The 11,734-nt window shown below is 72.6% G+C and carries 9 protein-coding genes and 1 pseudogene; 5 read left to right on the forward strand and 5 right to left on the reverse strand.

Going from position 1 to position 11,734, the window contains the following annotated elements; genetic code table 11:
- The first annotated feature begins 182 nt into the window (after window positions 1-182).
- The 4 genes from ACIPXC_RS32695 to ACIPXC_RS32710 all read left to right on the forward strand — a co-directional run bounded on the left by ACIPXC_RS32695 (window position 183) and on the right by ACIPXC_RS32710 (window position 5,719).
- Complete coding sequence (locus ACIPXC_RS32695) at window positions 183-1,886, forward strand: glycoside hydrolase family 13 protein (protein ID WP_401625451.1); 1,704 nt, start codon at window positions 183-185, stop codon at window positions 1,884-1,886.
- Between the two features lie 116 nt (window positions 1,887-2,002).
- On the forward strand, window positions 2,003-3,334 hold the full coding sequence (locus tag ACIPXC_RS32700; protein WP_401625454.1) for an ABC transporter substrate-binding protein: 1,332 nt from the start codon (window positions 2,003-2,005) through the stop codon (window positions 3,332-3,334).
- 10 nt (window positions 3,335-3,344) lie between these two features.
- Window positions 3,345-4,724 (forward strand): ABC transporter permease subunit, encoded by a 1,380-nt coding sequence (locus tag ACIPXC_RS32705; RefSeq protein WP_401625457.1) that lies wholly within the window; start codon window positions 3,345-3,347, stop codon window positions 4,722-4,724.
- On the forward strand, window positions 4,721-5,719 hold the full coding sequence (locus ACIPXC_RS32710) for a carbohydrate ABC transporter permease (RefSeq protein ID WP_401625460.1): 999 nt from the start codon (window positions 4,721-4,723) through the stop codon (window positions 5,717-5,719). The genes ACIPXC_RS32705 and ACIPXC_RS32710 overlap by 4 nt, the downstream gene beginning before the upstream one ends.
- Before the next feature lie 118 nt (window positions 5,720-5,837).
- Here ACIPXC_RS32710 and ACIPXC_RS32715 read toward each other — a convergent pair whose 3' ends face one another.
- Both ACIPXC_RS32715 and ppk2 read right to left on the reverse strand, forming a co-directional pair.
- Window positions 5,838-7,265, reverse strand: a complete 1,428-nt coding sequence (locus ACIPXC_RS32715; RefSeq protein ID WP_401625462.1) for an amidase — start codon at window positions 7,263-7,265, stop codon at window positions 5,838-5,840.
- Window positions 7,266-7,396: 131 nt separating this feature from the next.
- Entirely contained in the window at window positions 7,397-8,188 is a 792-nt protein-coding gene (gene ppk2 / locus ACIPXC_RS32720; protein WP_401625465.1) for a polyphosphate kinase 2, read from the reverse strand.
- A 126-nt stretch (window positions 8,189-8,314) separates the two neighbouring features.
- Between ppk2 and ACIPXC_RS32725 the strand changes: the two genes are divergently transcribed.
- Complete coding sequence (locus ACIPXC_RS32725) at window positions 8,315-8,716, forward strand: GNAT family N-acetyltransferase (protein ID WP_401625468.1); 402 nt, start codon at window positions 8,315-8,317, stop codon at window positions 8,714-8,716.
- Here the strand turns inward: ACIPXC_RS32725 and ACIPXC_RS32730 are convergent.
- The 3 genes and pseudogenes from ACIPXC_RS32730 to ACIPXC_RS32740 all read right to left on the reverse strand — a co-directional run.
- The gene (locus ACIPXC_RS32730; RefSeq protein WP_401625471.1) at window positions 8,655-9,701 is read right to left on the reverse strand and encodes an AraC family transcriptional regulator; all 1,047 of its coding nucleotides are present in this window, start codon (window positions 9,699-9,701) and stop codon (window positions 8,655-8,657) included. The genes ACIPXC_RS32725 and ACIPXC_RS32730 overlap by 62 nt on opposite strands.
- A gap of 34 nt (window positions 9,702-9,735) precedes the next feature.
- The gene (locus ACIPXC_RS32735) at window positions 9,736-10,599 is read right to left on the reverse strand and encodes an NAD(P)H-binding protein (protein WP_401625474.1); all 864 of its coding nucleotides are present in this window, start codon (window positions 10,597-10,599) and stop codon (window positions 9,736-9,738) included.
- Between the two features lie 263 nt (window positions 10,600-10,862).
- Window positions 10,863-11,648: pseudogene (locus ACIPXC_RS32740) on the reverse strand (exo-beta-D-glucosaminidase); the annotation flags it as partial.
- Between the last annotated feature and the right edge of the window lie 86 nt (window positions 11,649-11,734).

Genomic DNA, 11,734 nt, shown 5'->3' on the forward strand with positions numbered 1-11,734 from the left:
TACTTACATGTTAAGCAGGAGCCCTCAGTCATGCATGTGGGTATTAAGGGACAAAGCACCCCAGCTTTTGCTTGTTTCTGGACACATCGTTGACACCTTCCAGTCGCTGCTACTTAACATGCATGCATAACAGCGCACCTGATCCAGGGCGCTCTCGCATTCAGCAGACAGGTCGACGCGAGATGCTCAGCACCCTTCCGACCGGTACCGGTCGCCCCTCCCGCAGCGCAGCCCCTTCCGCCCCCTGGTGGCGCGACGCGGTGATCTACCAGGTCTACGTCCGCAGCTTCCTCGACAGCACCGGGGACGGGGTCGGCGACCTCGCCGGCGTCCGCGCCGGGCTGCCCTACCTGCGCAAGCTCGGCGTGGACGGCATCTGGCTCAGCCCCTTCTACCCGTCGCCGCAGCACGACCACGGCTACGACGTCGCCGACTACTGCGGCGTCGACCCGGTCTACGGCGACCTCGCGGAGTTCGACCGCCTCGTGTCCGACGCCCACCGGCTCGGCCTCAAGCTGCTGCTCGACATCGTTCCGAACCACTGCTCCAGCGAGCACCCGTGGTTCCGCGAGGCGCTCGCCGCGGCGCCGGGCAGCGCACCGCGCTCCCGCTTCCACTTCGCGCCGGGCCGCGGCCCGGACGGTGCGGAGCCGCCCAACAACTGGCACGCCATGTTCGGCGGCCCGGCCTGGAGCCGGACCACCGGGCCCGACGGCACCCCCGGCGACTGGTACCTGCACCTCTTCACGCCCGAGCAGCCCGACCTGAACTGGCGCGACCCCGCCGTGGGCGACGAATTCGAGCGGGTGCTGCGCTTCTGGCTGGACCGGGGCGTCGACGGTTTCCGCATCGACGTCGCCGCCGGACTGTTCAAGCACCCCGAGCTGCCCGACTCCGACGACCCGGCCGCCGACGAGCGGGCCCGCGACGCCGTCAACCAGCTGGCCTGGAACCAGCCCGAGGTGCACGGAGTGTGGCGCCGCTGGCGCTCGGTCTGCGAGGAGTACACCGCCCGGGACGGCCACGAGCGGCTGCTGGTCGGCGAGGTGTCCGTGCCCACCGCGAGCGAGCACGCCGCGTACGTCCGCCCCGACGAACTGCACCAGGCGTTCTTCTTCGACCTGCTGAGCGCGCCCTGGGACGCCGAGGCCTTCCGCACCACGATCACCGAGGCGATGCGTGACATCGCCGGCACCGGGTCCACCGTCACCTGGGTCCTCAACAACCACGACCAGGTCCGCACGGTCACCCGCTACGCGGGCGAGCCGGGAGTGGAGGGGAGCGGACTGGGAGCGGCCCGCGCCCGCGCCGCGGCCCTGCTGATGCTCGCGCTGCCCGGCGCCGCGTACGTGTACCAGGGCGAGGAGCTCGGCCTGCCCGAGGTCCTCGACCTGCCCGACGAAGTCCTCACCGACCCGATCTTCCGCCGCACCGGCAGCCGCAAGCACGTACGGGACGGCTGCCGCGTGCCCCTGCCCTGGTCCGGGCACGCCTCCCCCTTCGGTTTCAGCCAGGAGACCGCCGGCGTCAGGCCGTGGCTCCCGCAGCCCGACTGGTTCGCCGAACACGCCACCGACCGCGCCCTGGCCGACACCCGTTCCTTCTGGCACCTCTACCGCGACGGCCTCCAGCTGCGGCGCACCCTGCCGCAGCTCGGCGACGGCACCCTGCGCTGGCTGGACGCGCCCGCGCAGGTCCTGGCCATCGCCCGCGGTGACGGCCTGATCTGCGCGGTGAACTTCGGCACGGAGCCGGTGCCCGCACCGGTCCCCGGTACTCCGCTGCTCGCCAGCGGCCCCTGCCCCGACGGGGTGCTCCCCGCGGCGACCGCGGCCTGGTGGGCGAGCGAGTACCCGGCTCCCGCTCCGGCGGCCCCGCTGCCGTAGCCCCCAGCCCCCAGCCCTCCGCCTCCGTACGCGCAGCCCCGTAGCCCGTTCCTCCCCTCAGCCCCTGGTTCCGGGCAGCCCCTCCCCGGCCCCGGACCTCCCCGAAAGGACTCCTCATGCGACGACCCGGCAAGACGACCCGCCGCAGTGCCGCCACCGCGACGGCAGCCCTCGCGATCGCCCTCGGCGCCACCGCCTGCGGCGGGGCCACCGGACCCGCGAGCAGTGGCGAACTCGGCGGCCAGACCGTCACCGTGGCCGGCGTCTGGACCGGCGCCGAGCAGCAGAGCTTCAAGAAGGTCCTCGACGCCTTCACCCAGAAGACCGGCGCCAAGACGGTCTTCGTGCCCTCCGGAGACAACGTCTCCACCTTCGTCGGAAGCAAGATCGAAGGCGGCAACGCGCCCGACGTGGTGATGGTCCCGCAGGTCGGCGTGCTCCAGCAGTTCGCGAAGGAGGGCTGGCTCCGGCCGCTGTCCGAGCAGACCGCCCAGACGGCCGGATCCACCCTCGCTCCGGTGTGGAAGAACTACGGCACCGTCGACGGCACGTACTACGGCCTCTACTTCAAGGCCGCCCACAAGTCGACCGTCTGGTACGCCCCCGAGGCCTTCACCCAGGCCGGCGTCGGCGAGCCCAAGAGCTACAGCGACATGCTCAAGGTCGGCCGCACCCTCGCGGACTCCGGCCGCCCGGCCTTCGCCATAGCCGGCGAGGACGGCTGGACCCTCACCGACTGGTTCGAGAACATCTACCTCTCCCAGGCCGGACCGGAGAAGTACGACCAGCTCGCCCAGCACAAGCTGAAGTGGACCGACGAGAGCGTCGTGCGGGCCCTGACCACCCTCGGGGAACTGTTCAAGGACAAGCAGCTCGTCGCCGGCGGCGCCCAGGCGGCGCTGGGCACCGACTTCCCCTCATCGGTGGCGCAGGTCTTCGGCCCGGAGCCCAAGGCCGGCATGGTCTACGAGGGCGACTTCGTGGGCGGCGTGGCCAAGGGGCAGTTCGGCAAGGAGCTCGGAAAGGACGCCAAGTTCTTCCCCTTCCCCTCGGTCGACGGCGGCCGGGCGCCGGTGGTCAGCGGCGGTGACGCGGCGGTCGTCCTGAAGGACGGCAAGAACGGCAAGGCCGGCATGAAGCTGGTCGAGTTCCTGGCGAGCGCCGAGGCCGCCGAGGTCTGGGCCGGCGCGGGCGGCTTCCTGTCCCCGAACAACGAGGTCGACTTCGCCTCGTACAGCGACGACACCACCCGCAGCACCGCCAACTCCCTGATCGCGGCGGGCAACTCGATCCGCTTCGACATGTCGGACCAGGCCCCGGCCGCGTTCGGCGGCACCAAGGGCGCCGGCGAGTGGAAGTTCCTCCAGGACTTCCTGCGCGACCCCTCCGACCCGCAGGGCACCGCCGCGAAGCTCGAGGCCGAGGCCGCCAAGGCCTACGGGAACTGAGGCGACCGCCATGGCTGACACCGTGACCGTCCGCCCACCGACCGTCCGCCCACCGACTGTCCGCCCCGCGGCCGACGGCCGGCGCCGGGCCCAGCGCAGGAAGCGACGCCTCGCGGTCGTCTTCGTCCTGCCGGCCCTGCTGCTGCTCGGCGCGCTGGTCGTCTACCCCGTCCTCTTCTCCTTCGGCCGCAGCCTCTTCGACGCCGACGGCGACCGGTTCGTCGGCGCCGCCAACTACGCGGCGCTCGTGCAGGACCCGGCCACCCTCAAGGCCATCCGCAACAGCGCCCTCTGGGTCGTCGTCGCCCCCACCCTGCTCACCGGCCTGGGGCTGCTGCTGGCCGTACTCACCGAGAAGGTGCGCTGGGCCACCGCGTTCAAGCTGGTCCTCTTCCTGCCGATGGCCGTGTCGTTCCTCGCCGCGGGCATCATCTTCCGGCTCGCCTACGAACAGGACCCCGACCGGGGCGTGCTCAACGCCGCCGCCGTCGCCGTCCACGACGGCTTCGACGACGCCGCCGCGTATCCGACGGCCCGGGCCCGGGAGGGCCACGGCCTGACGGGCGGGGCGGGCGGCCCGTACAGCACCACGGCGACGGTACGGCCCGGGGACTCGATCGCCCTCGGGCTGATCGGGGTCGCTCCCGACGCCCTGCCGGCCGGTGCGAAACCCGCGGCCGACCCGGCCGGGGCCACACCCGCCACGGGCGCCCCGGACGCGATCGGGGGTGTCGTCCACCTGGACTTCGCCCCCGGCGGCACCGGCACACCGGGCAGGATCGACCCCGGCGAGAAGGGGCTGCCCGGTGTCACGGTCGAGGCCGTGCGGGAGGGCCGGGTGGCCGCGACGGCCACCACGGCCGACGACGGATCCTTCCGTTTCGCCGGCCTGGCCGACGGCGACTACACCGTCCGGCTGCCCGCGGCCAACTTCGAGGCCCCGTACCAGGGCGTGAACTGGCTCGGTCCCGCGCTGGTCACACCCGCCATCATCGGCGCCTACCTCTGGGTCTGGACCGGCTTCTCGATGGTCCTGATCGGTGCCGGCCTGGCGGCCATCCCGCGTGACGCGCTGGAGGCCGCGCGCATGGACGGCGCCACCGAGGGCCAGATCTTCCGCAAGATCACCGTGCCGTTGCTCGCGCCGGTGCTCACCGTGGTCTTCGTGACCCTGGTCATCAACGTGATGAAGGTCTTCGACCTCGTCTGGATCATCGCACCCGGACCGGTCCAGGAGGAGGCGAACGTACTGGCCACCCGCATGTGGCTGGTCTCCTTCGGCGGCGGCAACGACCAGGGCCTCGGCAGCGCGCTCAGCATGGTGCTCCTGCTCCTCGTCGTCCCCGCGATGATCTTCAATGTCCGGCGTTTCCGAAGGAGTGGAGCATGAGCGGCCACAGCACCGTCGAGCGGCGCGGCCCGTCCGGGCGGACGACGGCGCTCCGGCCCGTCGGCCGGCCCGCACCGCCGTCCGCGCAGCCGTCCGCACACGCGCCCGGGCGGTCGTCCGCGACGCCGCCCGGATCCGCACCCGGGCGCCGCCGCGGGGGCCGGATCTCGCGGCTGCTGGGCAGCTCCGTCGTCCAGGGCGTCCTGATCCTGGTGGCCCTCGTATGGATCACGCCGCTGGCGGGCCTGCTGCTGTCCTCCCTGCGTTCCGAGCAGGACAACGCCACCGAGGGCTGGTGGACCGCCCTCACCGATCCCTCCCAGCTGTCCCTGGACAACTACAGCGCCCTGCTGAGGGATTCCGGTATCGGGGCGGCCTTCTGGAACACCGTCCTGATCTCCGTACCGACCACCGTCCTGGTGGTCGTCATCGCGGCGCTCGCCGGATACGCCTTCGCGTGGCTGGAGTTCCCCGGGCGGGACGCCGTCTTCCTCGTGGTCGTCGGGCTCCTCGTGGTACCCGTGCAGATCGGGCTGCTGCCGGTGGCCAAACTGTTCGGCGCGGTCGGCCTGTTCGGGACGATCGCGGGAGTGGTCCTCTTCCACGTCGCCTACGGACTGCCGTTCGCGATCTTCCTCCTGCGCAACTACTTCGCGGAGATCCCGCGCGAGATGCTGGAGGCCGCCCGGATGGACGGCGGCAGCGAGTGGCGGATCTTCTCCCGGCTCGTGCTGCCGCTCGGCCGGCCGGCCATCGCGAGCCTGGCCATCTTCCAGTTCCTCTGGGTCTGGAACGACATGCTCGTGGCGCTGCTGTTCGCGGACACCGGAGCGCAGCCGCTCACGGTCGCCCTGCAGTCCCAGATGCGGCAGTTCGGCAGCAACATCGGCGTCCTGGCACCCGGGGCGTTCCTGTCGCTGGTGGTTCCGCTGGTCGTCTTCTTCGCCTTCCAACGGCACTTCGTCCAGGGCGTGATGGCCGGCTCGGTGAAGTAGCCCCCGGCCGGGCTGCCTCCGTCCCCCGGCCCGGCCTCCGCCCCCGCCTCGGCCTCCGTCCCCCGCCTCCGCACGGGTACCCGTACCCGTGCGGAGGCGTCCGCGTGCCGGGAGTCCGTCAGGGGGCCGTGAGCTGCGGGCGGCGCCCGGCCCATGGCCGGGCCTCCTCCAGCTGCGCCGCAACGCGCAGCACGGACACCTCGTCGTCGCGGCGGCCCACCAGCTGCACGGCGAGCGGAAGACCGTCCGTGCCGCGGCCCGCGGGCACGGAGGCCGCCGGGTGCCCGGTGACGTTCCACAGCGCGGTGTAGGCGACCATCGGGCGCGAACGCACCAGCGCCGTCAGCAGACCGGCTCCGTCCAGGGCGCCCACCGGGCGCGGGCGGGCGGCGACGACCGGGGTCAGCAGCAGGTCCATGGTCGTGAACATCCGGTCCGCGCGCTCCGCCAGCCGCTCCCCCGCCCTGATCCCGTGTTCCACGGCGGATTCGGGGACCAGGCGGGCGAGCGCGAGCGTGCTCCGGGTACGGGCCTCCAGCAGGTCGGGGCGTTCGACGGCGGCGGCCTCCGCGCGCACCCCGCCGCAGAACTGCGCCGCGAACGGAGCCGTCGCGTCCGGGTAGCGGGGGTTGACCTCCCGTACGTCGTGCCCCAGTTCGCGCAGGGCCCGTGCGGTCTCCAGCATGGCCTCGACGTGCTCGGGGTGCGGGCGCACACCGGGGACGGCGGGCTTGGCGCTATAGCCGATGCGCAGTCGGCCGGGCGGGGCCTCCAGGGCCCGCAGCCACCCGGTGGTGACGGGGCGGGCGCTCCAGCGGTCGGCGGGGGTGGTACCGGCGAGGACGTCGTAGAGCAGGGCGGCGTCGCGGACGGTGCGGGTCAGCGGTCCCACGGTGCCGAGGGCGTACCAGAGGTGCGCGTTCGGGGCGGTGGAGACCCGGCCGCGCTGGGGCTTGAGGCCGAACAGGCCGCAGCACGCGGCCGGAATGCGGATGGATCCGCCGCCGTCGCCGCCGAGCGCGGCGCCGACGAGCCCGGCCGCGACCGCGGCGGCGCTGCCGCCGCTGGAGCCGCCGGGGGTGCGGGTGAGGTCCCAGGGGTTGTGGGCGGTGCCGTGGGTGTCGGACTCGGTGAAGGGCCACTGGCCGAACTCGGGCATCGTCGTCTTGCCGATGACCACGGCTCCGGCGGCGCGCAGGCGGCGTACGGCTTCGGAATCGGCGGCGACGGGGGTGTGGTTGGCGGCGCCGCCGAAGGTGGTGACCTGCCCCGCGACGTCGAACTCGTCCTTGACGGCCACGGGCACGCCGTGGAGCGGGCCGAGCCCCTGTTCGGGATTCCCCTCCGCCTCCGCGTCCCGGGCGTCGGCCTCCGCGAGCGCCTGCTCGGCGAGGACGACGCGGAAGGCTCCGAGCGCGGGACCGAACCGGGCGATGCGGCGCAGCGCGGCCTCGACGAGGGCCCGGGAGGTGACCTTGCCGGTGCGCACCAGCTTGGCCTGCCGCTCGACCCCTTGGAACATCAGCTCCGCGTCGTCCCTGTCCATGCCCACCCCTTCGCCCCCTACCTCGCGGTAACTCCGGGCAAGGCTGTCGCCCCACCGCCCCCGCGTCAAGGACTCACCCCCAAGATCGGCCACGCCCCGGGGGCGCGGGGGCGGCTGTCCGCGGCCTGGCGTCAGCCGGAGAGGGTGGCGGCGTGGTCGGGGACGGCGCGCTGGAGGTCCTTGGGCGGGCGCACGTAGCCCGTCGACGCGGGGCGCGGCGGGAGGGTGAGCGACGGCAGGGCCACGTCCTCGTACGGGACCGAGGACAGCAGGTGGGCCATCATGTTGAGTCGCGCGCTGCGCTTGTCGTCGCTCTCGACCACGTACCAGGGGCAGTCCTCCGTGTCCGTGTGGACGAGCATCTCGTCCTTGGCCCGGGAGTACGCCTCCCAGCGGGTCAGGGACTCCAGGTCCATCGGGGAGAGCTTCCAGCGCCGGAGCGGGTCCTCGGTCCGGCGGCGGAAGCGTTCCTCCTGGACGGCGTCGCTGACGGAGAACCAGTACTTGCGGAGCAGGATCCCGTCCTCCACCAGCATGCGCTCGAAGACCGGGCACTGGCGCAGGAAGCGCTGGTGCTCCGCGGGGGTGCAGAAGCCCATCACGTGCTCCACGCCGGCGCGGTTGTACCAGCTGCGGTCGAAGAGCACGATCTCGCCGGCGGCCGGAAGGTGCTCCACGTAGCGCTGGAAGTACCACTGACCGCGTTCGCGCTCCGTCGGCTTCGGCAGGGCCGCGATGCGGGCGATACGGGGGTTGAGGTGCTCGGCGACCCGCTTGATCGTTCCGCCCTTGCCCGCCGCGTCACGGCCCTCGAAGACGACGACGAGTCGGGCGCCCTGCGTACGGACCCATTCCTGGAGCCTGACCAGCTCCGTCTGCAGCCGCAGCAGCTCAAGCTCGTAGACCGCCTTCTTCAGACCCATCGCGTCCGCCTCCCCGTCGTGGTCCGGTGTGTCCTGTCGGTCAAGTCAGTCACGGCGGGCATTAGAGCACAACGACACCCGCTCGGCCCGGGCGTGTCATCGTCCCGTCGGGCGTACCGCGCGGACGTGTGCTCCTCGTCCACGACCTCATGGGCGTACGTCCACCCCACCTGCGCCTGGCCGCGTGCCGTCGTCGACGGGGACGACGTCGTCGGCTTCGTGATGGCCTTCCACGACATCGTCTGGGACCCGGCGGCCGACCCGACCGACCGGCGCAGCGGCATATGGCGCCTCAACATCGACGCCGGCCGCCAGGGCAAGGGCTACGGCCGCTTCGCCGTCCGCTCCGTCATCGACGAGATCCACCGCCGCGGCACCCGCCCAGCGGTCCACGTCAGCTGGCACCTCGGCCCCGGCAGTCCCGAACCCTTCTACCTGGGCCTCGGGTTCACCCCCACCGGCGAGGTCAGCGGTGACGAGCGCGTGGGCGTGCTCGCCCTCGACCCGGCCGCCCCTCCGGCGGGCTGAGCACGACGGTTCCCCCGGGCCCCGGCGCCAGCCCTGCCTCGGGCCCGGGCCCGCCCGCGCGGAAGGCCTGGGGGCTCATCCCCCGGACCCGTTTGAAGGCCGCCGACAGGGCGAAGGCGCTGCCGTAACCGACCCGACGGGCCACCCTCTCGACCGTGGCGTCGGGCTCGCGCAGCATGTCCGCCGCCAACGCCAGGCGCCAGCCCGTCAGATAGCCGAAGGGCGGCTCCCCCATGACCTCCCTGAACCGGCGTGCCAGCGATGCCCGCGAGACCCCGACCCGTACGGCGAGTTCCGCGACGGTCCATGCGTGCGCCGGGCTCTCGTGCAGCAGCCGCAGCGCCGGGCCGACCACCGGATCGCTCTGGGCTCGGAACCAGGCGGGCGCGCTCGAGTCCGCCGCCGACGGCCACGCCCGCAGCACCCCGATCAGCAGCAGGTCCAACAGCCGGTCCAGCACCACTTCCTGGCCGGGCTCCTCACCGGAAATCTCGGAGGCGAGCAGGTCGATCAGTGTCGCGTCCGCGGCTTTCGCCGGTCTGACCAGGATCTTCGGCAGTGCGCCCAGGAGCCGGCGGCCGATCTCGCCGGGCGCCTGATAGGTGCCGCTGAGCATCACCGCCGAACCGGCGTGCTGGTGGGCGGCTCCCCACGTCCGCACGCCCAGCGCCATGGAGTCGGTGACGTCCTCGCCCTGCGGTGTGCTGCACCGCTGGTCCGGTCCCACCGTCACCGTCACCGGTGTGTCCGGGGAGTCGGCCACCGTGTACGGGTCGGGCCCGCGCACCAGTGCCACGTCGCCCGGGGCGATCAGTACCGGCTCCCCTCCGTCGGGCAGCAACCACGCGGAACCGCTCACCATCGTCGCGACCGACAGCGGAGCGCGGTCCTCGATCCGCATCGCCCACGGCGGGTTGAGGACGGACTTGAGGAGGAAGGCCCCCCGGGCCTGGGGGCCTTCGAGCAGGCCGGTCAACATGTCCATGCGCACATCCTCTCCGCCGCGGCGCCCGGGCCGCTCAGGCGGAGGGGACGTCCCATACGCCGGTGGCCGCCGCCTCGCGGGCGAAGTCCGCGAAGTCCCTGGGCCTGCGGCCCAGGACCTCCTCGACCCCGTGGACGAGGTGCGCGTTGCGCCCGTCCTGGATCAGGGTGAACAACTCGGCGAGGTCCTCCGGAAGACCGTGCTCCCGCAGTTCCGCTCGGTAGGCCTGGTCCGAGACCGGTACGTAGGCGATCTCCCGGCCGGTGGCCTGCGACAGTTCGGCCGCGACGTCGGCCAGGCTCATGAGCCGGGGACCCGACAGCTCGTACGTCCTGCCGATGTGCCGGTCGTCGGTCAGCGCCGCCACCACGACATCGGCGATGTCGTCGGTGTCGACGAACGCCTCCACCCCGTCCGCGGTCGGCAGGGCGATCACACCGGCCAGCACCGACTCCAGGAAGAAGCTCTCGTCGAAGTTCTGGTTGAACCAACTGGCCCGTACGACGGTCCAGTCGGCTCCGGACGCCTTCAGCTTCTCCTCGCTGAGCTGCGCGGCCTCCTCTCCCCGCCCGGACAGCAGCACGAGGCGGCGTGCCCCTGCGGCGACCGCCGCCTCGGCGAAGGCCCCCACCTGCTCGGGGGCGCCCGGGAAGGAGAGGTCGGGGTAGTAGGTGACGTACACCCGGTCGACGCCTTCCAGGGCGGGGAGCCAGGTGGTGGGCTCGGTCCAGTCGAAGGCCGGCGTCCCGCTGCGGGAACCGACCCGGACGGGCCGGCCCTGGGCCGTCAGCTTCTCGGCGACCTTGCGGCCGGTCTTGCCGTTCCCCCCGATGACGAGGGTGAGGGACCGGTCGGTGGCCTGCGTGCCGTTCTGCGTCGTCTGCTTCGTCTGCGTCATGACCTCAGTCAAGCCGTACGGCCCGAGACGCGACATGGCCGAAACGCTCATCCGCATACGCGAGCGTCTACGAGGGCGCCGCAGTCACCTCTGCCCAGCAGAACTGAGCGCCGGAAGACGCTGGACGTCCTCTTCGTCGGGCCGCCGAGGCGGCAATCGGCCGGTGGCACGGTCACTGGCGCTCGTGGCGGGCATCGCCCCCGGGCGTCCTGGCCGGAGGCGGCCGGGCTGGTGGCCTGACCCCTGCGGGGGCCGGCCCGCCGTCAGCCCGCCGGGATCGTCGACGTCGGTGTGTTCCAGCCGGAGATCCGCAGCCGGGGCGCGCTTCCGTGCAGGTCCGCGGTCCGGTAGGTCGCCGTCAGCGTGACCGACTCCCCCGGCCAGAGGCTGACCTGCTTGTCGGTCCACCGCACGGGCAGCACCGGTGTTCCCCGCTCGGCCACCAGGTGCACGTCCGTGAGCAGGGCCGGGGTGCCGCCGGTGCCCGCGTGGCGCAGGGTGACGGTCGTCGTGGACGTCCCGGAGGCGTCGGCGCTCGTGGAGGCCGTGGCGGCGACCGCCGTGCGCGGCATCGACTCCAGCCCGCGCAGGTCGGCGTAGGAGGTGGTGGGCGTGTGGTACCAGTCGCTGCGCTCGTGGTCGAGGACGTCCTCCTGGGTGGAGAGCCAGTAGACGTTGCGGCTCACCTCCCGTCCGGTGGCGTCGGTGAGCAGCAGCCTCGCCAGGTAGGTGGTGGGCAGGCCCGGCACCGACTCGGGGACCGTGAGCACGGTGCGGCTCGCGCCGCCGCCGGCCGTGCTCAGGCCGGTCGCCGTGCGGTCGTACTTCTGTGTGCCGTCGGGGGCGAAGAGCGTCACCCGGGCGGTCAGCCCGGAGGCGGGTGCGGTGCGGTTGTTGACGACCGTGACGGAGTGGTCGTCGTACCCGTACTGGACGTGCAGGGGTTCGTTCGCCTTCTTCGCGCCGAAGTAGGAGCCGCCCTGGTCGAGGTAGCGGTCCACGAGCTGCCAGTGGAGCGAGGTCCAGCCGCTGTTGAACATCCATTGAAGTGCTCTCCTCCCTTCGCAAGCTCAGGAAGGAGATTCCCGTCTACCTTGCGGTGACAGGCTTGACGCCGCGAGTGCGCCTGTCGACT

The organism is Streptomyces sp. NPDC090021, from assembly GCF_044748225.1.
In the GTDB taxonomy this organism is placed as follows: Bacteria; Actinomycetota; Actinomycetes; order Streptomycetales; family Streptomycetaceae; genus Streptomyces.